The following is a 20,862-nucleotide window of genomic DNA, read 5'->3' on the forward strand; positions in this document are numbered from 1 at the left end:
CAAATACGAAGCCTTCCCAAATGAATCCCAAGCGCATCCCGAAAGTGTTCACCCCCATCAGCCAAAGTGGCAATCGCCTCAAGCCGTTGGCGTTCTTCGTTGCCGTCGCCATCAGTGGCGGGGCCATGGCTGCCGATGGCAAACCTCTGGAGCTGGACGCCACGCAGATCGAAGACAGCGCTCTGCTGCCGGCCGACGATGCTGGCCAGCTAGGCTACACGGTCGAGAGCACCCGTAGCTCCACGGGCCTGGCGCTGACGCCACGCCAGACGCCGCAATCGGTCACCACCATTACCCGCCAGCAGATGGATGACCGCGACATCCACACCATCGAGCAGGCGCTGGAAACCACGCCAGGCGTAACGGCCAACAAGTCCGAGGTAGGTGGGCGTACCGACTACCGTGCCCGGGGCTATTCGATCAGCAACTGGAAGGTCGACGGCCTGCAGACCCAGGGCGGTTCGGACTTCAGCGGCAGTGGCAACGCACTGAATATGGACCTGTACGAACGCATCGACATCGTGCGCGGCGCCAACGGCCTGCTGGGCGGCACCGGCGACCCCTCGGCCACCGTCAACCTGATCCGCAAGGCACCGACCAAGACATTCGGCGGCAGCGCCTACGCCACGTACGGCAGCTGGGACAAACGTCGCCTGGGTGCTGACCTGAATCTGCCTCTGTCCGAAGATGGCCGCCTGCGCTCGCGCTTCGTGATGACCCAGCAGGACGCCAACTCCTTCCGCGACAACCAGTCCGATCGCTCCCGCGCCGCGTTGGCCAATTTCGAGTTCGATCTGGACGACGCCACCACCCTGGGCGCCGGTTACCAGTATGAGTACAACAAGGTTGTCGGCGGCGGCTGGGGCGCGAACATCCCCATCTGGTACCGCGACGGTAGCAAGACCGATTTGCCGCGCAGCACCAACGTGGTGCCCAGCTGGAGCTTTGGCGAGTACACCACCCGTACCGCGTTCGGCTCTCTGAAGCACCGCTTCGACAACGACTGGACACTGGACCTGAAAGCAGCCCAGGCGACTACCGAAGCCTTGAACCACCGGGGCCTTGCCAAGGTGAACTCGGCTGGGCGCGGCAGCTTCGGCGGCTATTGGGACCAGGACGGCAGCGGCGCGGTGCTGAACGGTTTGCACAGCTCCAGCGACACCACCCAGCAGTCGGCGCAGATCGACCTCTCCGGCCCCTTCCAGCTGTTTGGCCGCACCCACCAGGCCATGGTCGGCTACAACGACAGCCGCACCGTTGGCTGGTCGCCCCAGTACACCTGCACCATGGTCGGCGACGGCATGGCCAGCGCGCCTGCACTGGGTTGCCAGTTCCGCGCCAATAACGGCTTCCCGGTCACGGACTGGCACAATGGCGTGGATGACGACTACGACCTCATCGCCTCGCGCACCGGCCTTCACAGCAAGACCACCACCCGCCTGCAGGGCATGTACGCCGCCACCCGCCTGAGCATCACCGACCCGCTATCGGTAATCGTTGGCGTGCGCACCAGCAACTATTCTTCGGTGACCCGCAGCGTGGCCGGCGAGCGCAGCAGCCAGGAAGAAAACGGCATTGTCACCCCCTACCTGGGCGCGGTGTATGACCTCAACGACAATTACTCGTTGTATGCCAGCTACACCGATATCTTCACCCCGCAAACCTCTGAAACCAGCAGCGGCAGCAAGGTCGAGCCGATTCGTGGGCAAAGCTACGAAACAGGTATCAAGGGTGAGTGGTTCGATGGCCGCCTGAACGCCTCGGCGGCGTACTTTCGCACCAAGCAAGAAAACAAGGCCGTGCTGGACGGCGACCTGACCACCCCGACTGGCGGCAACGCGTACAAGGCCGGTTCCGGCCAGGAAACCGACGGTATCGACCTGGAAGTTGCCGGCGCCCTGACCCCCAACTGGAACGTTTACGCCGGCTACACCTACCTGCACTTCCGCCGCGTCGACAGTGACGGGCGCAGCGACCCGTCGCACCTGTTCAAGGCCTCCACCACCTACCGCCTGAGCGGCCCGCTCGACCGCCTGACCCTGGGCGCCGGCGTGACCGCGCAAACTAACATCCGCGCCATCTCCAGCCCGGCTGGCCAGCCCACAAACGGTGTGAGCAATGGTGCCACTGACGCTAACTGGTCCGGTTATGCCATCTGGAATGCCATGGCCAAGTACCAGCTGACCGATGAAACCAGCGTCAGCCTCAACGCCAACAACCTGTTCGACAAGCACTACTACACCCAGTACGGGTTCTATGCCGGGGCCATCTACGGCGACCCGCGTAACCTGTCGTTGACGGTAAGTACCGCGTTCTGACCAACCGTTCCCACAGGTCTGCGCGCGGTCCCTGTGGGAGCGGCTTTAGCCGCGAACACCGGCGAAGCCGGTGCCATGCACCGCGTTGGACTCTTCGCGGGCACGCCCGCTCCCACAGGTACCGCGCAGACTTCAGGTCTATGCAGTATCTGTCGGGGCAACTGAATTGCAAAACATCTGAAAGCGAGCGCGATCACTGTGGGAGCGGGCTCGCCCGCGAACACGGGCGAAGCCCGTGCCATCCACCACGGTGTCGGTTTCGGGGTATGCCCGCTCCCAAGCGGCCCTTTCTCAGGTGGGGTCTGCCGCGTGCCCTGCATCAGCTGGCTTCTCCAAATGGCCCTCGAAGCTATCCCAATCTTCGCCAAACAGCTCCACCGGATGCATGGTCCGGTCTGCGCCATTGCCACAGGCTAGCGCCTTGGCCGGGCAGTACAGGTCGCAACCCCAGCAGATACGCTCGGGGTGGCGAGGGTTTGTGGGAAATCTCTTGGCCATGCTCATCCTCCCTCAGGGCTACTTGGCCTGAACGTAAACCCCTGGCCCAGCCCCTTGTGGCTCATCTGCCGCTCGATAGCCGTCCCCGACTACAGCCCGGTCTCGACCAGCGCACTGCACGCCATGGCTCGGAACCCGTGGCCGCAGATATCCACATTGGTGTCGTAGCCCATCATTCTGAGTACGGAAACGCCCGCGAACACCAGGTCGAACTTGCCAGTGATCGTGTGGATCTGCCCAAGCAAGGCCAGTGCAGGAGGCTGGGTGCAACGTGAATAAAGCCGGCCCCAAATGAGGTCGAACTGATTTCAGCGGGCGAGAGAAACACGATATTTCAGGGTCAAACCGCGAAACATTTCTAATTCCGCCAACTGCAAGCCACTGCGCTAAATTCCCTCCCTCCTGGCATCCATGCCGTCCACCAATCCAGCATCTCGCCGTGGGTAGACCGTTGAAAAAGTTTGCGTTTGTGAGTGCAGCTGCTGAGCGTGAATACAAAGACCTTCCCAAAGACGTTCAGGACGATTTTGGTAAAGACCTGCGACGCATCCAGTATGGCCAGGACCCGGAGCGGCCGATCAAGTCGTTGACCGAGTCGGTAGGGGCGGGTGCGATTGAGCTCATCATTAACGGCAGCCCTGCATTCCGATGCGTATATGTGGCCAAATTTGCAGACATGGTCGTCGTGTTGCATTCGTTCGTAAAAACGACCAACAGGTCCGACCGGCACGCGATGCAGGTCGCTGAAGAGCGGATGAAGGAGTTGAAGCACGAACTGAGAAAAATGGGGTACAGGGTTTAGCTGCCAGGCGTTTGGGTGATCACGATCTGGGGCGGTGAACCGGCATCGTTCGAGGGCAGGGTCAGGGTTGTGCGAAAGCCTAGCTTGTCCAGCATGTCCATCATGGCGTCCAAGGTGAATTTCTCGATCTTGCCATTTGCAAGCTCGGATATGCGGGATTGGGTTACGTTGAGCTTGGCTGCGGCATCATGCTGCTTGAGGCCCATTTTTTTGATGCAGTCAGTGATGAAAATGGACAAGTCCATCTTCAAGGCCATTTTGCTGGCGGTTTCTGCGTCGTGGGTGGCGTGGAAAGGGCTTTCGTGGAATTGAAGCGCCATTGGCTTGCCTCGGCAGAAATATCTAAAATTTGCGATAAATCGTAGCGGTGATTGGTTGGTGAGTCAAAGCGTTTCTGTGGGAGGGTGTGTCTGTTTTTGAGCTGTGTTGGTGATCAGAGAATTGCATCTGCCTGGGGTTGGTGGGGCTGCTGCGCAGCCCATCGCACGCAAGCCAGCTCCTACACTGATCGTGGTGGCTTCGGGGGATTTGTAAGAACTCGACGCTGGCTGGGGCAGAAATGGAGGGCGGGACTGCGAGGGGGGAAAACAAAAAAGGCCCACCTTTCGGTGAGCCTTTTTTGATACTGCGTATGGTGCGGCACCAGGAGTCGAATCGATTCGTAAGGCATTGTTTTAATTATATTTATTATGTAGCTGCGTTAAGTTATACCTCTTGGAATACCCTAAATTTGTTCTCCGTTCTGCATCTTCTAGTGTCGCCATAACACATCAACCCGCCCATGGCCGTTCACAGCGAATTTGCGCGCTGAGGCTTCTTTCGCCTAGAGGGTTGGATCCAGGCCTCCTGTGCATCGCTTCAAATGGGACTTTAGTCGCTTCATAAGCCTTTTTCAGCGCGTCAGTCCCCATTATCTTCTTCGGTCCTTTACGGTTTAGGCACTAAACGGTAGTGTCTGTAGTGGCATTGCGCCGTCATCGATTCATGTGGGAGCCTGGCCATGGATAGCCAAAGTAAAATCGCCCTTTCCGAAGATATATTCGATCAGTCCTATAAGTGTTATTGGGTTGCCAGACGGTGCTACGGTCAGTTTTTGAGGTCAGGCCTTGGGTAAAAATACAAGAATGCAATTATGGAATATCACATGACTACTACGTCATTTCGTTTTAGTTGCGCCGACCGAAATATAATTACATGCTAATTTGAAGTCGCAGATATTTAAATCTGCAATTGAAGGTTTAGAGCTATGGCGAAAAATAGTGTCGAAGCAAGCTTGCCTCATACAGCGGTTGCGACCTGGGGTGGGTATATATATCAAGGAAAAATTGCGCTGTACCACTGCCTTAGTTTGATGTTGGAGAATTTGGTTGATAGTAAAAAGTTAGTACTGCAGCTTGATAGTATCGATGATTTCGCCATTTTATTAGATGGTGCATGTCAGTCCATGCATCAAGTTAAAGCGTATAAAAGCGATGAATTTTCAGCCTATTCTGGGGCGATAAGCGAACAAGTTAAAAAGTCAAAGGCATATCCTGGGTGTAAGGTTTTATTCCATGTTTCCAAGGATGTTGTCCTCCCTGCTGATTTCAGTAGTGTCTACTCGCCTGCAATTTTTTATAGTTACAAAAAAGATGCGCTAATTGAAAGTTATTGTGCTCTATCAGAAATTGACTCGCTGCTGGAAAATCTCATATGCGAGTTTTACATTAAGTATGAATCGGGTGCAAAGCATAAAACTGTGCCGGACTATTTGCAATGGTCTAGGAATCTTCTAGAAGACATTATAGTAAGTAAGATAATCTCGATGCATGCTGAAATCCAACTTTCCAAAGGGCCAGTTCAGCGTCAGGTTGCTAGTAGAGAGAAAATTAGTTTTGTGGATTTTTTTTCGATATTCTATCTGTCGAGTTAACTTCTTCCATACTTTGCGAAAGTTATTTTTTTTCGGTGATCATCAAAGATATTGGAAATTACTATTCCGATTTTTGCGATGAAAACGACTTGGCGCGTGAAGACTTAGACAAGTTAGGAAAGTGTGTTGCTAGGATTAATAAGTTTGATGTCGAAAAGCTAAAAGTTTTCATGCGCTCAATTTTGCCTAGTAAAAAAGGACGGTTTAACTCCTTGGCGGAGTACAAGGATGAGTCTGTAAACTCTGATGATCTTCAGTATGGGTTGTTTAGAATTTTCGATGATTTAATTGAGCCTGACTTTAATGATGGGACGCGGAATGCAGGTTTCTTCTGGGAGTTTTCTGGGTGCAGTTATTACCCGACGGCGATTCACCAGGGGAAGAAAAGTGCCGGTGCTATTTGTAAAAAAATTGTCGATAACTCTCTAAAGCATGATGTTGAATTTCTCTATGAAAGTGGAACATTGATTACCACAGATATAGATGCAGACTCTATATTTTCGGTCGCGAATGTTGGGCCGCGAGGTGGCGCCCTTCACGATCATACTAAATTTAATAAATTTAAAGATGTGGCGTTGGTGTCTATTGCTAATTTGCCAAGTGGGATTAAGAAATGAAGCAACTCTTAACTGAATTATTCTCTAGACATAGTTACTCAGAGACGTTGACTGAAGAGTTTAGCCTGTTCGTGCCTGACGATGTTAGTAAGGAAGCCTACTGGCTGGTTGTAGAGTCCTCGCCGCGAGCTGTAATTGAGAATCAGCATTCCTGGTTGACTAAATGCCAAGAGATAAACCGAAACCCTGCGGTCGAGAAGAATACGAGCCTAATTTGCATTTGGCCTGTCGAAAAAATCACCGATAAAATTATCTCTGAGGTTCATGCTACGGAAGAAGATTTATTTTTTTTCAAGAAACATGTGCTTTACCATACAGCTACCGAAATAGTTAGCCTCAATGAAAAGCTCGGAGAGGATAATGTTGCAGATTTAATTTTGAATTCGGTGAATAATCCTGATGTTTTCTCCAGTTATAAAAAATCTTTGGGCAGTGAAAGCTGGGAGGAATTAATTTATAGAATAGTTATAAAGCTTGGATTTATAGATATCGGAGAAGGTGAACCGGCTGATATAGAAGGGCTTTATACTCGACATCGCGAAAAAATTAGAATCACAAAGCAGCCAGAACTCTTATCGTTTATTGAGTCCAGCGTACTTACTTCAAATGTTGATGGGTATGATAGCGCCGAGTCTCTATTGAAAGATTTGGTTGATAAGATAGCTGAGGCCGGCCATGAAGTTAAATATTAAAAAACTTATTCTAAAGAATTTCAAAGCATTTGTGGGTCATAAGTTTGAGATTGGTAGTTCTAATCTGGCAGTCTTGGATGGGCCTAATGGGTTTGGGAAAACCTCTTTTTTTGATGCTGTAGAGTTTCTTCTGACCGGCGATATTAGTCGCTACAATAATTTGGAGAGCTCCGTAGTTGATAAACGCTCGATAGCTTTAGGAAGCCCAATAGTCCATGATCAAGCAGTCGCAGGGGCTGAGATTTCAATTGTGGCGGAGATTGAAACCAGTCATGGACTGTTCTATTTAAAAAGAAGCGCGAGTAAAGATAAGCTGGATAGAGGGAAGGGGCTTGGATTAAAGCTGTTTAAGCTATTTGAGTTGACTAGTATCGATGGCGAGGAGCGGTTGGTTCAGGACGAGGAGTCCTTCTTAGGAGCAATACTTGGGGCCGGTTATCTTCGAGATTTCAAGCTTTTTCATTATGTTGAGCAAGAAGATAATACGGCAATTTTAAAAAGTAAAGCGTCGACTAAGCAGCAGAAAATTGACCATTTGTTTGATGTGGGAGACTACAGAGAAAAAATTAAGAAAATTGACACTGCGAAAGAGTTGATCGCCAGCCTAAAGACAGCTGCGAAAAAGGAGGACTTAATTTCGCGTAAAGCAGAGATTGAGCAATTGCATCGCTCTGTTAATGTTGGGGATGAAAATGTAATTGAACCTTATCAAAGATTAATCTTTACTACCCATCAACCGTGGGACCATGAAGATATCGCAGTCAAATCTTCAATCATAGCTACATGGTTAGGTGATGAAGGGGCATTGAATAGGCTTAGGAAATTTACAGAAAGAGTAGATAATTTTATCAGTTTCAAATATAACTCTAGGATTGATAAAACCCTGAAGCCGAAGCAGGAGGCGCTTGAGAGTCTACTGAGGTTTGGTGGTCGCCTGGATTCGATTGCAGTATATAAAAATGATGTCGCTCTTTATGACTTTGGTGTGGATTTTTTAAGTAAATTTGAAAGCGGGATCCCCTCGTCGTTAAAAGAAGATTTGAGATTTGAACCTGATGTGTTTGATGGTTTTGGTTTTGAGTTGAGCTATAATGATTTTTCACAGGCTGTTGCTGAAATAAAGTTGGTTGTTGAAAACTCAAATTCCGTCGAGCTTGCTTACAATGAATTGAAGGCTGCTCGAGATCTATTTGTATCCAAGTACTCATCTGAACATATTATTCATGACGATGGCAACTGTCCTGCATGTGGTTATGACTGGGAGTCGTACGATGAATTGCTGCGCCACATGGAATCCCAAAAGTTAGTTCTAGAGACCCTTGTCGATTCTAATGGCGAAGCACTTAAGCGAAATATAGAGCGATTTGAAAGTAAAGTCTTAGGTCCTATTCGTCAAGTTATAGGAGAGCACGCTGCTGCTCAGGAAGAGTCTATAGATTACAAGAAAAAAATCGCCGAGCTTCGCGAGGAGCAGGTCTCGTATTTGCGTAAGCTGGTACGTGCATACTTATCTTATGGTATTGATGTAAGACCTTTCTACTGTACGAGCTTTGACTTGCAAGAGTCTTTGAGTATTAACAAACTTGGTGAGGCTGTTAGTGCTTTGTATCGCGTTGTCGATCATGATGCTATTGATGAAGATTTCCAAGAGATTTTTGAGCAAGTATTTTTGGAGGATGATAACTCGGCTTTAAGCCTAGAGTTGGATTCGATTGATAGAAAAATCTCCTATGTAAAGGCTGCTTATACTAGAAGTATTTACGGCGACATTAAGGACAAAGAAAGATCCTATAGTGTGGCCGAAGATACTTACAAGAAAGCCATTTACCTGGATAAAGCTCTAAGTAAGCTCAGGGATATTTATAATGAGAATTTAAATTCTTATGTGGCGTCAATTGCTAAAGGCATCGAGGTGCTATTTCATATATATTCAGGGCGGCTTTTGCAGAACTTTCAAAGTGGGCTTGGGATTTTTATTGAAACAGATGGTAAAAATCTGTCATTTCGAGAGAATCCGAAAAAATTGCATGATGTAATATTCTCTATGAGTTCAGGGCAGCTTTCTTCATTGGTGCTTTCGTTTACGCTTGCTTTAAATAAGAGGTACGCAAGGAACGCTATTTTATTAATTGATGACCCTGTTCAAACGCTAGACGATATAAATGTTGCTGGGTTTGTTGATTTGTTAAGGGCTGAGTTTTCCGATAGACAAATAATTCTTTCCACGCATGAAGATGAAATGTCGGCTTATATGCAATATAAATTCAAAAAATATAATTTAGATGCTGAGGGTTTAGATTTTAAACAAGTCTTTTCGGTTAATTGATGGTCCTGGTTTTTATTTGTGCGTCACTCTGTTGTTGTGGAGACCATCCTAGATGGTCTCCACATGTTGAAAGTTAAGTGCTAGTGTGAGTGGTTGGCTTTGCTGATGTTTTTGAATTTCCAAGACTTCCCTAGGCGAAGCGTGATTAAGGTTATGGTCAAAATATAGTAATAGCGCGTTGATTCTGCGCGCTGGTTTACGTACTGACTCAAGAACCAGACAAGATGTTTTCGCCGCCAAGTCCAGGGGTTATCTCGGTGCCAGCGCACAGCGATAGCTGCTTGGATAGCTTTTGCTTGATGTAGATGGCGCTGACGTGTTGTCTGCGATCCGCTCATGACACCCCCTAGGAATACCTCCATATCGAACGGTTCGCTCATGCTCGGCCACCGATGTATGCAGAAACTATGTCGATACGACCGTGACCCAGCTCATAGCTGATTTGTGCGCGTGCCTCCTGATCGAGGGGTTGGTCGAGCTGGTAGCAGCTTCCTCCTTTGATTGGCGAAAGCTGGTTTGCAATCTGCTCATACCGCTCGCATGCGTAGGCCGCCCGCAATTCGTGAAATCCCTTGAGGCGGTGCGCGTGAAGGATGTCCCGTGCAGGGCGGACAATCCGATGTTGAAAGTCTAGGTAGCTTTCGTTCAGTGCAAGCAAGTTGCCGCTTCCTAAGGGAGAGGCCTGCTCGGCGTACGTGAGCGCTTCACGAATATAATCATTCATCCAGATCCAACGATGCGCCGACGCACCCGAGCGGCCACCTTTGGTGCCATCTTGAATGTTAATTCTGCCGTATCGGTTGGCCTCTCTTTGCAGTCGAGGAAGATCAGCCAAAATGGCCTCTCGCAAGCGCATGCCGGTGGCTCGCGCCAGCAGAATGATCGCAGCGGCCCGTAGTTGCTGCTGGCGGCAAAGCACATCGACTATCTGTTTAACCTGTTCGCGGTCTTGGCCTTGCGGTATCGACTGTCGAACCCCGGTGCGCTGCATACCCAGTGCCTTGCTCGGACTGGACAATTTCACACACTGATCACCGCGCAGCGCCGCCATGGTCCTGTTAACGCTGGATAGCCGGTTTTGTGCGGTGCTGACGGCGAGGTCACCGCGCCTAACCACGTCACGCAGATAGGCTGCATAGTCGGTCAACACTTTGCGGTCAATCTGCCGCGCATCATTGATTCCGGGCCCCTGTTCGGAACGGCACCACCTCACGAATGCCAACCATCGATCACTGTGCGCCTTGACCGTGCCGTAATGGCCACCGCCAAACATGTCTTTCAGCGCCTGCGGCCCTGCATAGCTCAATTGCCTGCCGTAGCCGAAATTACGACCATCGCGTCTACCCACCAATGCCATGTCAGTCACCTAATCTACCGTTCTCTGATCCTCGCCCCACGTCATCCCGCCAAGAATGTTGAGTGTTATCAGGGATCAAGGCCCCTGCGACCTGTGGGGATGTCCTCTAACGCGGGACTGGCGGCTCCTTACGACCAGGAGCAAGGGCATCTCATGATCTGGCCCCCTGAGCACCGTTACCGGTGGGCGGGTGGAGGCTGCATTGGCTGACGAGACCAGTGCCGCGAGATCCTGAGCCAAGTGCAAGCAGCAATGCGATGACCGGGGCATGCCCGACTGTCAGTCAGGTGCAGTCCATTCCCTGGTCTGCGGCACCATCATCTGCAGCGCTGTTGCTGGTGACATCGGCGTTTGTCACGCCGATTGTCACGAGGGGGGAATGCCGCTAAGCCTTGTGCGATCAGGGCTGCAGCAGTGGTAGAAGTGCCCGTCTCTTTCCAGAAGAAAGAGACGGGCACAGGTTGGCGCAATATTCGGCCAAGCGGATAGGTTGCTGCAGGGCAGCGAGGTACGGTGTATCTGGCCCACGAGCGCTATATGTGTAAGAGCATCCATCACCGGGGAGGTGACCGGGCGAGCTGCCGGATGCGAATCGCCCTTGGGGAGAACCACCGCGGGAGCGGCGTGACCTTCAAGGTTCGGGTCACCTGGGGTGCTGTCATCGACAGCGCTTGCAACTCCCGGTCTACGCCTGTGGACAATGTTCGTCAAGCAAAGCGATTTCATGGATTTAGCATCTGTGGATAAAACTATCCCCCGGTGGACATCTGTGGTTTTCCACAGACGTACGCTGTGCCAGCGGTTTTTTTTAGGTATGGTCCTTTCAAACGGGGCGGCTTTGCAGCCCCGTTTGAAAGGACCCGCGCGGAGGAGCTTCATGCGGTGCTGTGGGTAACTTCACAGCTAGTTGAGGTGGTGGTGCGGCGGGTTACTCGGTCCTCTTGGCACTGCGAAGGCGCGTGACGTTCTCGCCCGTCTGCTTGGCAAACTCATGCGGCGTCACATGGTCCTCGCGATTCGCCTCCAGAAACCGGCTCCACCAGGTCATTATCATCCGGCGCTCTTCGAGGAACTCGGCCTTGTGGGTATAAGCGGCCCGAACGTTGTTGCGTTCCTTGTGGCTCATCTGCCGCTCGATCGCTATCTCTGACCACAGCCCGGACTCGACCAGCGCACTGCACGCCATAGCCCGGAACCCATGACCGCAGATATCCACCTTGGTGTCGTAGCCCATCGTCCTGAGCGCGGCATTCACCGTGTTCTCGGACATCGGCTTCCACGGTTTGGCATCCCCCGCGAACACCAGCTCGAACTTGCCGGTGATCGCGTGGATCTGCTCAAGCAAAGCCACTGCCTGCGGCGATAAGGGTACAACGTGGATGTCCCCGGCCATCTTTGTACCCCTTGTGGAAAACGGCACACCATCCAGCGCCGGGCGGGTATCGGGGATTTCCCAGATGCCGCGCTTGAGGTCGAACTCGTTCCAGCGGGCGAAGCGCAGTTCACTGGAGCGCACGAACACGTGCAGCGATAGCATCACTGTGAGGCGCGTGAGCGGACGACCTTTGTAGCCGTCGATACGCGCCTGTAGCTCAGGCAACCGCGATAAGGGTAGTGCGGGTCGATGTGTAACCCGTGGCGTTTTTATCGAGCCATCGAGATCGTGAGCCGGGTTCGCCGTGATCAGTCGCAGCCGTTTGGCTTCGCGCATGATGCTTTGCAGGTAGTTCTTGATCCTGAGCGCCACGTCGATGGTGCCGCGCTTCGTCACAGCATCCAGTGGCTGCATGAGGTCGTGGGTGTCCAACTCAACGATTGCCCTGGCACCTAACAAAGGGAATACGTGAGTCTTCAACCGGCTGAGCACAGTCTTAGCGTGGCCCGGCGCCCACTTCGGCACCATCCCGGCATACCAATCGAGCGCAACGCTTTCGAAGGTTCGGCCATTGATCACGGCTTGCACCTTGGCTTGCTGCTTGGACTGGATAGGGTCAATGCCGTTGGCGAGCTGCTGTTTGAGCTCGAAGCGCTTGTGGCGAGCGTCAGCCAGCCCGACCACTGGATAGTTGCCAAGTGAGGTCAGGCCCTCGCGGCCATCGGGTTTCACGTACCTGAGCCGCCAGCCTTTACGACCATTGGGCTTCACGAGCAGGTAAAGGCCATCGCCGTCAAAAAGCTTGTACTCACGTTCGCGAGCCTTTGCAGTGCGGCAGGCGTTGTCGGTAAGGGGAGCCGTTGTGCGAGCCATAAGGGTACTTTCCAATGTCGAATTGGTAGGTATCCTTAAAAGTACCCTTATTAGCGCTGGCTACCCTCGGAATCCGACGGAACGCCAAAACGAAAAAACCCGCCAGAAGGCGGGTTTTTCGGGGGTTCCAGAGATTTTGAAAGCTTTCTATGGAACCTTGAATGGTGCCGGCACCAGGAATCGAACCCGGGACCTACTGATTACAAGTCAGTTGCTCTACCATCTGAGCTATACCGGCAATGGGGCGTCATTATAACGATCGTTTGGCGCCTGTAAACCACTTCCTTGCGAATGTTCGCAAAAGACCTAAGTCACCGGCCCAAAAGGAGAATTTTCCTACCAGCCGCGGTGGATAGTGTTGACGCTTGGCTCGCTTTTGCCCGGGTTGAAGAACAACTTGTCGTTGTCGCAGCCGCGCTTGCGGCAGGGGCTTTCGGTGCGCAGGGGCAGGCCGTTGTCGCCGCCCAGTTGCATGCCGGGGTGGTTCCAGCCCAGGTTGCTGTTTGGGTGCGGCGAGGTGCCGCTGGCGCAGCCGGTCAGGGCCAGGGCGAGGGTCAACAGGGCGAGGGGCTTGGCTTGGGTCACGATGGTCAGGTCCGTTGGTCCATTGTCGGTTCTGGCGCAACGCCAGAAGGCCGCGGGGCTGGCGGGCAGCGCGCGACGTCACTTTTTAATGATTTGGGGGGCGGATGATACACCGTTACGGCGGTGGGGCATTAGCCTTGTGTTGCCTGATAGGGCCTCTTCGCGGGTGAACCCGCTCCCACAGGGATCGTGTGAGTGCGGCAATTTGCGTAAGGAAATTCTGAACCATGGGGCCAAAAGCTTCTGGGTTTGGATGCTTCGGAAGTATCCTACGCGCGCCGCCGAAGTGTCGCTGTTGTCGGGGAAGTGGCTCACGGATACCGTTCTCGGGTCGCTCTGGCGACCGGGTGTGAGAACCCGACTACGAATTTAGCGGCTGCGTAATGGCGACCGTGCGCGGGCAGATTTCGGTCTGGCCGAGGCTTCCTATATTCACTCGGTTTCTCACCCCGTGCACGGTTGCCGCCATTTGTTCCGGTGAGAAAGAATGAATGCTGCAACTCCTTGAGGAATATAGGAGTTCGAAAAATTGAAAACCCTTCCACCAGACAACACCCCCAAACCAATCACCACCGCAGGCGTGGAAACCTTCCTCGCAGCCGGTAACCCATCCCTCAATCTGCTACGCGTGGAGCCCGGTGTCCCTGTGGATGCTGCCTACGAGCATGTCTCGATCCTGATGGGCTACATCAAGCACCTGGTGCGTGAGGGAGATATGGAAGACGACCATAAATTCCTGGGTGCTGCCGATTACCTGTGCGACATGGCCAAGGCGCTGATGAACGATATCGAGATCGCCAAAGGTAAGGCGCACTGAAATTTTTGCTACCACAAAAGCCGCTTGCGCCAACCACAAGAAATGTTTATGCACAAGTGGCATTTGGGACTTGCGCGAAAGGCATGCCGGATCGCTGCGCCGCTGGTCTTTGCGCAAACGCCTGTTTTTACTGGCGTTGAGCTGCAACCCGGAATAAGCCAAACGCTTGAAATAGCGCTTGGATCCAACAGGTAATCAAAAGCTTGTACACAGACTTATCCACAGGTTGTGCTGCGGCTAACGGTCGCGTTCCGCGAGGATAAGCAAGTTGCGTGGGGTCAGTGGATAGTCGCAAAACAGGCCCAGGCGAACGGCGTAGCCTTGTTCTTCGAGGAACAGGGCGCGATCGAGTACCAACCACAACTCCAGCGGCCGGCGGAACAGGTTGCGTACGCGCTCCAGGTTGCGTACCTCGGCCAGGCGCTGCCAGCCGGCGGCTTCCAGGGCGGTCCAGTCCGGGTTGCCGGTCAAGGGCATTTGTTTGAGATCGGCCAGGTCGCGGCAGTACTGCTCGAAGGGCTTTTCCAGCCAGGCTACCGGCAGCGACGGCGTTGGCAGGTACTCGCCGCTCTGGCGCTGCTGGCGTTGCAGCAGATCAAAGCCCAGGCGACGGGCCATCGAGGTGTCGCGCTGGCGCCGCACGCGGGCGCCGGCGGTGACGGTTTCGCTCAGGGGCAGGCCCAGGTCGTCCAGCGACAGCTGCAGGCTTGATGCCTGCGCGGCTGTGGATAACGCTTGGTACTGCGGCGCCGCGATGCGGTTGTAGCAGCAGGGGGCTACGGCGAGTTGCCGGCAACCTTGCTGGCTGGCCAGTTGCATCAGGCGTACATGCAGGTCGCCACAGGCATGCAGGGCAACCACGCTTTTGTCGCCGGCCAGGTGCCGGGCGCTGTCGCTGGCCATCACATCCTGGTGTACGTGCTGTGCTGGCAAGTGATGGTGGGCGCTCAGGGCCTGGCCGGCGGCGACCAGTTCGGCGTCGTACTCCAGGCAGGTCAGCTGTTGGCCGGGTTGCAGCAGGCGACGGCCGAGGTGGCCTTTGCCGGAGCACCAGTCCAGCCAGTGGCGGGGCGGGTCGCGGAAGGCCAGGTGGCTGGCGAAGGCTTCGATCTGCTGCCATTTGCGGCCGGGGACGGCGACGTCCAGGCGGTGGGCGGCGGGTGGCAGGTCGGTCTGAGGGAGGCTGCCGAGGGCGGCGAGCTTCTGGGCTTGTTCGGCCAGTTGCGGGAAGGGCGCGGGCAAGCGGTCAGCGGCGCTGTCGGCTTCGGCGTCTGCCAGGGAACATTGGCGCAGGTGGGTGGCGAGTTCGGGGTGGGTGGTTTCCCAGGCCAGTTGCAGGGTGGTGAAGGGGCGGGGTTTCCACAGCTGTTGGTGCTCGACCAGGAATTGGTCGAGGGCCTTGAAGCGGGTGCTTAGGTGGTGGCTGTGGAGGTGGTTGGGCATGGGAAGAAGTGTGTTGGGTTTGAGGGCCTCTTCGCGGGTGAACCCGCTCCCACAGGATTAGCACAGGTTTCAAGGCCTGTGATGTACCTGTGGGAGCGGGTTTACCCGCGAAATGGCCAGTAAGGTCTCAACGACCCTGGCAGGCATCCACGCGCAGCCAGCGCTCCAGCAGCTTGAAGCCCTGCACCAGCAGGAACGAGATCACCAGGTAGAACACGCCTGCGGCAAAGAAGATTTCCACCGGCAGGTAGGTGCGGGCAATGATGGTACGGGCCATGCCGGTCAGTTCCAGCAGGGTCACGGTACTGGCCAGCGCACTGGCCTTGAGCATCAGGATCACTTCGTTGCTGTACGCCGGCAGGCCGATGCGCGCAGCACGGGGCAGCATGATGTAGAACAGCGCCTTGCCACGCGACATGCCCAGCGCCCGCGCCGCTTCGATCTCACCTTTGGGGATCGACTGAAGCGCGCCACGCAGGATCTCGGCGATGTAGGCAGCGGTGTGCAGGGTCATGGTCAGCACCGTGCACCAGAACGGATCGCGCAGGTACGGCCACAGCGAGCTGGAACGCACCGCATCGAACTGCGCCAGGCCGTAGTAGACCAGAAACAGCTGCACCAGCAGCGGCGTGCCGCGGAAGAAGAAGATGTAGCTGAACGGCACGGCGCGCACGTACCAGTGGCGCGAGGAGCGGGCGATGCCCAGCGGGATGGCCAGGATCAAACCGGCAACCACGGCAATGGCTACCAGCTCCAGGGTCAGGACCGCACCCTCGGCCAGGCGTGGCAGCCATTTGAAGATGACTTCCCAATTCATTATTCAGCCCTCGCAAAGCCGCGAGCGGCGCGTTTTTCCATGAAGTACATGCCGGTCATGGCAATGACGGTCAGGCCCAGGTAGATGCAGGCCGCGACCATGTAGAAGGTGAAGGGCTCCTTGGTCACGGTCACGCCAATTTGCGAGTGACGCATGATTTCTTCCAGGCCGATCACCGACACCAGGGCGGTGTCCTTCATCAGGATCATGAACAGGTTGCCAAGGCCGGGCAGGGCGATGCGCCACATCTGCGGCAGGATGATCCGCGAAAGGATGCGGCCCTTGGACAAGCCCAGCGCCAGGCCAGCTTCACGATGGCCCTTGGGGATCGCCAGAATGGCCCCACGGAACACTTCGGTGGCGTAGGCGCCAAAGCACAGGCCCAGGGCGATTACACCCGCCGCGAAGGCGCTAAGCTCCAGGCCCGGCATGTTCAGGGCTTCGCCGAGGCTGTTCATCAGCCCGACGGTGCCGAAATAGATAAGCAGCACCCACAGCAGTTCGGGCACGCCGCGAACCAGGGTCGAGTAGAAGCCGCCAAGCCATTGCAGGGGCTTGAGCGGGGAGGTCTTGGCCAGGGCGCCGAGCAGGCCCAGCACCAGCCCCAGCAGCAAGGCGCAAAGCGCCAGTTTTACGGTCATCAGGGTGCCGGCCATCATGGCCGGACCGAATCCGTGCAGGTCGATATTCATGGGCAGGTCATTTTAGGGACTGGCGCGCCACGGGGGCGCGCCGGTCAGGGCGGGTCATTCGATGCTGAACGGGAAGTACTTGTCGTTGATTTTCTTGTACGTGCCGTCGGCCTTGATCTCGGCCAGGGCTTTGTTCAGCTCGTCGCGCAGCTTGGTGTCACCTTTGCGCACGGCAATACCAATCTTGTCGCTGTCCATCACCGGCTCGCCCTTGAACTCGAAGTTCGAGCCGTCTTTGCTCTTCAGCCACTCGTACTGCACGTACTTGTCGGCCAGGATGCCGTCGATGCGGCCGGACACCAGGTCCAGGTAGGCGTTTTCCTGGGTGTCGTACAGCTTGACGTCGACGCCCTTGAAGTTGTCTTCAAGGTAGGTGCCGGCCAGGGTGGCGCGCTGGGTGCCGATGGACTTGCCTTTCAGCGACGCTGCGTCAGTCTTGAAGTCGACATTTTTCGGCGCGATGAACTGCAGCTTGTTGGAGTAGTACGGCTCGGTGAAGTCCACGGCCTGCTTGCGCTCGTCGGTGATCGACAGCGAAGACACCAGGAAGTCGAACTTCTTGGCGTTCAGGGCCGGGATGATGCCGTCCCAGTCGGAGGTGACGACCGAGCATTCGACTTTCATCTTGGCGCACAGGGCGTCGCCGATGTCTTTGTCGAAACCAACCACGTTACCGCTGGCATCCTTGTTGTTGAACGGTGGGTAGGCGGCTTCGATACCCATGCGCAGTTTTTCTGCGGCCATGGCGTTTGCCGACATCACCAGCGTGGCAGCAGCTGCCAGGAGAAACTTCTTGTAAGTGTGCATGTATTGCTCCGTTAGCGGTGGCTTGACATGAATTGCTTGCAACGCGCCGAGTTCGGGTTCTCGAAGACCTGCTGCGGCGATCCCTGCTCTTCGACCAGGCCCTGGTGCAGGAAGACGACTTCACTGGACACATGGCGGGCAAAGCTCATCTCGTGCGTTACCAACAGCATGGTACGGCCTTCTTCGGCCAATGCGCGGATAACGTTTAGCACTTCCTGGACCATTTCCGGATCGAGGGCCGAAGTGGGCTCGTCGAACAGGATGACTTTAGGCTTCATGGCCAGGGTACGGGCAATGGCGGCACGCTGTTGCTGGCCACCGGAAAGCTGGGCGGGGTAGCTGTGGCGCTTGTCGTAGATGCCAACCTTGTTCAGCAGCGCTTCGGCGGCTTCGATGGCCTCGGCCTTGCTCTGGCCGAGCACGCGGCGTGGCGCCTCGATGATGTTGTCGAGGATCGACATGTGCGGCCACAGGTTGAAGTTCTGGAAGACAAAGCCGATTTCGCTGCGCAGGCGGTTGATCTGGCGGTTGTCGGCGGCGACCAGGTCGCCGTTTTTGGCAGCCTTGAGCTTGAGGGCTTCGCCGGCCACCAGGATTTCGCCCTGGTGCGGGTTCTCGAGCAAGTTGATGCAACGCAGCAGGGTGGACTTGCCGGAGCCGGACGACCCCAGGATGGAGATCACGTCACCGTCGCGTGCGGTCAGCGAAATGCCCTTGAGAATTTCCTGCTCGCCGTAGCGTTTGTGCAGATTGCGGATTTCCAGCGCGGGCGTGGCCTGAGCCATGTGCGGTCCTCATGTGTTCGGGTGCGTTCCCAGCTATTGGCGGCCTTCCTGGCGTGCGCCAAGCTAGCATAGCGGCATTATGGCGGCCAACAGGGTTGCCAGGGACTCGGGGCACTGGTGGGGCAGTTTGTCGCATCGCTGCAGCGCAACGTCGCGCAGATGTCCGCGAAGGTGTCGCCCAGCACCGGAGCCTTGATGAAAAAAGGCGCGATGGTGCCAGCTTTAGCCTGCTCATGGAAGCGGTTTTGGCCCATTCGAGGGGTAAACCCGACCTTTAGGTCAGGCCAGTCCAGTGTGAGCGGGGTTACCCGCGAATACGCAGGCAGGCTAAAAGGTTGTACCTCAAGGTTGCACTTTTTGGCATTGCGGTGGTGCACAGGTGTTACCGGGGAGCACCTTTGGTGCGTTTGTAAGTGGGTATTTCAGTAATCCGACGATTTGGCGTCCTTTCGGTCAAGGTCTGGCCGAAAGCCCTCCAAACCGCGTCCTAAAAGGCCCGCAGAAATTTCTGACGAATGCATTCAGCTGGTGGCGCGCTTATTGCCAGTAGGAAACCGCCGATTGCAGCGATGCCTAGACCAACCCCTGGCGCGCTCCGTTTCCGCAGTCGGAGTGGTCCACTCCTTACAAAGGTAGTTTTAATGAGCGGTAACAATTCCAATGACCTCGCTCAGGGGCTCAAACAACGGCATGTGACCATGCTGTCCATCGCTGGCGTCATCGGTGCCGGCCTGTTCGTAGGCTCCGGCCACGCCATCGCAGCTGCCGGCCCGGCCGTGCTGCTGGCTTACGCCGCTGCCGGTACGCTGGTCGTGCTGGTCATGCGCATGCTGGGTGAAATGGCCGTCGCCTCGCCAGACACCGGTTCGTTCTCAACCTATGCCGACCGCGCCATCGGGCGTTGGGCCGGTTTTACCATTGGCTGGCTGTACTGGTGGTTCTGGGTGCTGGTGATTCCGCTGGAAGCCAACGCCGCCGCGGCCATTCTGCATGCCTGGTTCCCTGCAGTTGACCTGTGGGCCTTCTCCCTCATCATTACCCTGGCGCTTACCCTGACCAACCTGTGCAGCGTGAAGAACTACGGTGAGTTCGAGTTCTGGTTCGCCCTGCTCAAGGTGCTGGCGATCGTCGGCTTCATCGCCGTGGGCTGTGCGGCCTTGTTCGGCTTTGTGCCGAGCAGCCAGGTGAGCGGTGCCAGCCACCTGTTCGACACCCAAGGCTTCATGCCTAACGGCCTGGGCGCAGTGCTGGCAGCCATGCTGACCACCATGTTCTCGTTCATGGGTACCGAAATTGTCACCATCGCCGCTGCCGAGTCGAAGGACCCGGGCAAGCAGATCAGCCGCGCCACCAACTCGGTCATCTGGCGTATCTGCCTGTTCTACCTGGTGTCGATCTTCCTGGTCGTTGCCCTGGTGCCGTGGAACGACCCGGCCCTGGCCGAAACCGGTTCCTACCAGACCGTGCTGAGCCGTATCGGCGTGCCGAATGCCAAGCTGATTGTCGACATCGTCGTGCTGATTGCCGTGACCAGCTGCCTGAACTCGGCTCTGTACACCTCTTCGCGCATGCTGTTTTCGCTGAGCAAGCGTGGCGACGCCCCGGCCATCGCCCAGCGCACCACCAAGGCGGCGACCCCGTACGTGGCGGTATTGCTGTCCACTGCAGCGGCATTCCTCTGCGTGTTCGCCAACTTCGTGGCCCCGGCCCAGGTGTTCGAATTCCTGCTGGCCAGTTCTGGTGCCATTGCGTTGCTGGTGTACCTGGTGATTGCCATTTCGCAGCTGCGCATGCGTGCCAAGCGTGAAGCCAGTGGCGAGAAGATTGCCTTCAAGATGTGGCTGTTCCCGGGCCTGACCTGGGCGACCATTGCCTTTATCGTTGCCATTCTTGTGGTGATGGCGCTGCGTGAGGATCACCGTGCGGAGATCATCGCGACTGCGTTGCTGAGCATTGGTGTAGTAGCGGCTGGCTTGCTGGTGCACCGCAAGCGCGAAGCTGCCGGGCGGGTGGCGCTGGATAACTGATCCGCGCTGGCTGAAATGAAAAGGCCGCGCCCTGTGAAGGGTGCGGCCTTTTTTTGTAGCCTGCACCGGCCCTATCGCCGGCAAGCCAGCTCCCACAGGAATGTTGCTGCACTCAGGCC

General features: G+C 55.5%; 18 protein-coding genes, 1 tRNA gene and 1 pseudogene. 8 read left to right on the forward strand and 12 right to left on the reverse strand.

Translation table 11 applies throughout. The features are described 5' to 3' along the window. The first annotated feature begins 20 nt into the window (after positions 1-20). Positions 21-2,318, forward strand: coding sequence for a TonB-dependent siderophore receptor (locus WF331_RS09250; protein ID WP_340622831.1), 2,298 nt, complete (start codon positions 21-23; stop codon positions 2,316-2,318). A gap of 291 nt (positions 2,319-2,609) precedes the next feature. Here the strand turns inward: WF331_RS09250 and WF331_RS09255 are convergent, their stop codons facing one another. Together WF331_RS09255 and WF331_RS09260 are read right to left on the reverse strand one after the other, a co-directional pair. Further along, positions 2,610-2,816 (reverse strand): DUF3079 domain-containing protein, encoded by a 207-nt coding sequence (locus WF331_RS09255; protein WP_080889198.1) that lies wholly within the window; start codon positions 2,814-2,816, stop codon positions 2,610-2,612. A gap of 92 nt (positions 2,817-2,908) precedes the next feature. After that, positions 2,909-3,076 (reverse strand): annotated as a pseudogene (locus tag WF331_RS09260) (tyrosine-type recombinase/integrase); the annotation flags it as partial. A 191-nt stretch (positions 3,077-3,267) separates the two neighbouring features. On the opposite strand from WF331_RS09260, the gene WF331_RS09265 reads away from it, so the two are divergent. Then, on the forward strand, positions 3,268-3,618 hold the full coding sequence (locus WF331_RS09265) for a type II toxin-antitoxin system RelE/ParE family toxin (protein WP_284362186.1): 351 nt from the start codon (positions 3,268-3,270) through the stop codon (positions 3,616-3,618). Here the strand turns inward: WF331_RS09265 and WF331_RS09270 are convergent. Further along, positions 3,615-3,938 (reverse strand): helix-turn-helix domain-containing protein, encoded by a 324-nt coding sequence (locus tag WF331_RS09270; protein ID WP_241801377.1) that lies wholly within the window; start codon positions 3,936-3,938, stop codon positions 3,615-3,617. The genes WF331_RS09265 and WF331_RS09270 overlap by 4 nt on opposite strands. Positions 3,939-4,864: 926 nt before the next feature. Here WF331_RS09270 and WF331_RS09275 point away from each other — a divergent pair. From WF331_RS09275 to WF331_RS09290, 4 genes are read left to right on the forward strand one after another with little or no spacing between them, the layout of a single operon-like run. After that, entirely contained in the window at positions 4,865-5,530 is a 666-nt protein-coding gene (locus WF331_RS09275) for an ABC-three component system protein (RefSeq protein WP_340622832.1), read from the forward strand. An 8-nt stretch (positions 5,531-5,538) separates the two neighbouring features. After that, positions 5,539-6,147 (forward strand): ABC-three component system protein, encoded by a 609-nt coding sequence (locus tag WF331_RS09280; protein ID WP_340622864.1) that lies wholly within the window; start codon positions 5,539-5,541, stop codon positions 6,145-6,147. Further along, the gene (locus tag WF331_RS09285; RefSeq protein WP_340622833.1) at positions 6,144-6,839 is read left to right on the forward strand and encodes an ABC-three component system middle component 1; all 696 of its coding nucleotides are present in this window, start codon (positions 6,144-6,146) and stop codon (positions 6,837-6,839) included. Before WF331_RS09280 ends, WF331_RS09285 begins: the two co-directional genes overlap by 4 nt. Then, on the forward strand, positions 6,823-9,165 hold the full coding sequence (locus WF331_RS09290) for an ATP-binding protein (RefSeq protein ID WP_340622834.1): 2,343 nt from the start codon (positions 6,823-6,825) through the stop codon (positions 9,163-9,165). Before WF331_RS09285 ends, WF331_RS09290 begins: the two co-directional genes overlap by 17 nt. Before the next feature lie 376 nt (positions 9,166-9,541). Here WF331_RS09290 and WF331_RS09295 read toward each other — a convergent pair whose 3' ends face one another. From WF331_RS09295 to WF331_RS09310, 4 genes are all read right to left on the reverse strand, one after another. Beyond that, a complete protein-coding gene (locus WF331_RS09295; RefSeq protein ID WP_340622835.1) occupies positions 9,542-10,522 on the reverse strand; it encodes an integrase domain-containing protein in 981 nt (326 codons plus the stop codon). A gap of 928 nt (positions 10,523-11,450) precedes the next feature. Next, positions 11,451-12,770 carry a tyrosine-type recombinase/integrase gene (locus tag WF331_RS09300; RefSeq protein ID WP_340622836.1) on the reverse strand — a complete coding sequence of 440 codons (1,320 nt, stop codon included), beginning with the start codon at positions 12,768-12,770 and terminating at the stop codon, positions 11,451-11,453. A gap of 162 nt (positions 12,771-12,932) precedes the next feature. Further along, a tRNA-Thr gene (locus WF331_RS09305) sits at positions 12,933-13,008 on the reverse strand. A gap of 98 nt (positions 13,009-13,106) precedes the next feature. Next, positions 13,107-13,355 carry a hypothetical protein gene (locus tag WF331_RS09310; RefSeq protein ID WP_016497589.1) on the reverse strand — a complete coding sequence of 83 codons (249 nt, stop codon included), beginning with the start codon at positions 13,353-13,355 and terminating at the stop codon, positions 13,107-13,109. A gap of 529 nt (positions 13,356-13,884) precedes the next feature. Here WF331_RS09310 and WF331_RS09315 point away from each other — a divergent pair. Next, the gene (locus WF331_RS09315; RefSeq protein WP_061204161.1) at positions 13,885-14,172 is read left to right on the forward strand and encodes a DUF3077 domain-containing protein; all 288 of its coding nucleotides are present in this window, start codon (positions 13,885-13,887) and stop codon (positions 14,170-14,172) included. A gap of 237 nt (positions 14,173-14,409) precedes the next feature. Here the strand turns inward: WF331_RS09315 and WF331_RS09320 are convergent, their stop codons facing one another. The 5 genes from WF331_RS09320 to WF331_RS09340 form a co-directional block, all read right to left on the reverse strand. Next, the gene (locus tag WF331_RS09320; protein ID WP_340622837.1) at positions 14,410-15,615 is read right to left on the reverse strand and encodes a methyltransferase; all 1,206 of its coding nucleotides are present in this window, start codon (positions 15,613-15,615) and stop codon (positions 14,410-14,412) included. Positions 15,616-15,742: 127 nt separating this feature from the next. Then, the gene (locus WF331_RS09325; protein ID WP_016497592.1) at positions 15,743-16,432 is read right to left on the reverse strand and encodes an ABC transporter permease; all 690 of its coding nucleotides are present in this window, start codon (positions 16,430-16,432) and stop codon (positions 15,743-15,745) included. Then, positions 16,432-17,124, reverse strand: coding sequence for an ABC transporter permease (locus WF331_RS09330; protein ID WP_016497593.1), 693 nt, complete (start codon positions 17,122-17,124; stop codon positions 16,432-16,434). The genes WF331_RS09325 and WF331_RS09330 overlap by 1 nt, the downstream gene beginning before the upstream one ends. A gap of 54 nt (positions 17,125-17,178) precedes the next feature. After that, positions 17,179-17,931, reverse strand: coding sequence for an ABC transporter substrate-binding protein (locus tag WF331_RS09335; RefSeq protein WP_016497594.1), 753 nt, complete (start codon positions 17,929-17,931; stop codon positions 17,179-17,181). An 11-nt stretch (positions 17,932-17,942) separates the two neighbouring features. Beyond that, the gene (locus WF331_RS09340) at positions 17,943-18,716 is read right to left on the reverse strand and encodes an ABC transporter ATP-binding protein (protein ID WP_016484496.1); all 774 of its coding nucleotides are present in this window, start codon (positions 18,714-18,716) and stop codon (positions 17,943-17,945) included. Positions 18,717-19,357: 641 nt separating this feature from the next. On the opposite strand from WF331_RS09340, the gene gabP reads away from it, so the two are divergent. Continuing rightward, positions 19,358-20,743 carry a GABA permease gene (gene gabP, locus WF331_RS09345; protein ID WP_016497595.1) on the forward strand — a complete coding sequence of 462 codons (1,386 nt, stop codon included), beginning with the start codon at positions 19,358-19,360 and terminating at the stop codon, positions 20,741-20,743. Positions 20,744-20,862 lie beyond the last annotated feature (119 nt).

This window comes from Pseudomonas sp. YNh (assembly GCF_037993085.1).
GTDB classification, from domain to species: Bacteria; Pseudomonadota; Gammaproteobacteria; order Pseudomonadales; family Pseudomonadaceae; genus Aquipseudomonas; species Aquipseudomonas putida.

Coding starts and splice junctions, on each gene's coding strand:
- WF331_RS09250 (WP_340622831.1), top strand. CDS start 21: ATGAATCCCAAGCGCATCCCGAAAGTGTTCACCCCCATCAGCCAAAGT.
- WF331_RS09290 (WP_340622834.1), top strand. CDS start 6,823: ATGAAGTTAAATATTAAAAAACTTATTCTAAAGAATTTCAAAGCATTT.
- WF331_RS09285 (WP_340622833.1), top strand. CDS start 6,144: ATGAAGCAACTCTTAACTGAATTATTCTCTAGACATAGTTACTCAGAG.
- WF331_RS09295 (WP_340622835.1), bottom strand. CDS start 10,522: ATGGCATTGGTGGGTAGACGCGATGGTCGTAATTTCGGCTACGGCAGG.
- WF331_RS09270 (WP_241801377.1), bottom strand. CDS start 3,938: ATGGCGCTTCAATTCCACGAAAGCCCTTTCCACGCCACCCACGACGCA.
- gabP (WP_016497595.1), top strand. CDS start 19,358: ATGAGCGGTAACAATTCCAATGACCTCGCTCAGGGGCTCAAACAACGG.
- WF331_RS09325 (WP_016497592.1), bottom strand. CDS start 16,432: ATGAATTGGGAAGTCATCTTCAAATGGCTGCCACGCCTGGCCGAGGGT.
- WF331_RS09335 (WP_016497594.1), bottom strand. CDS start 17,931: ATGCACACTTACAAGAAGTTTCTCCTGGCAGCTGCTGCCACGCTGGTG.
- WF331_RS09340 (WP_016484496.1), bottom strand. CDS start 18,716: ATGGCTCAGGCCACGCCCGCGCTGGAAATCCGCAATCTGCACAAACGC.
- WF331_RS09275 (WP_340622832.1), top strand. CDS start 4,865: ATGGCGAAAAATAGTGTCGAAGCAAGCTTGCCTCATACAGCGGTTGCG.
- WF331_RS09255 (WP_080889198.1), bottom strand. CDS start 2,816: ATGGCCAAGAGATTTCCCACAAACCCTCGCCACCCCGAGCGTATCTGC.
- WF331_RS09330 (WP_016497593.1), bottom strand. CDS start 17,124: ATGAATATCGACCTGCACGGATTCGGTCCGGCCATGATGGCCGGCACC.
- WF331_RS09320 (WP_340622837.1), bottom strand. CDS start 15,615: ATGCCCAACCACCTCCACAGCCACCACCTAAGCACCCGCTTCAAGGCC.
- WF331_RS09300 (WP_340622836.1), bottom strand. CDS start 12,770: ATGGCTCGCACAACGGCTCCCCTTACCGACAACGCCTGCCGCACTGCA.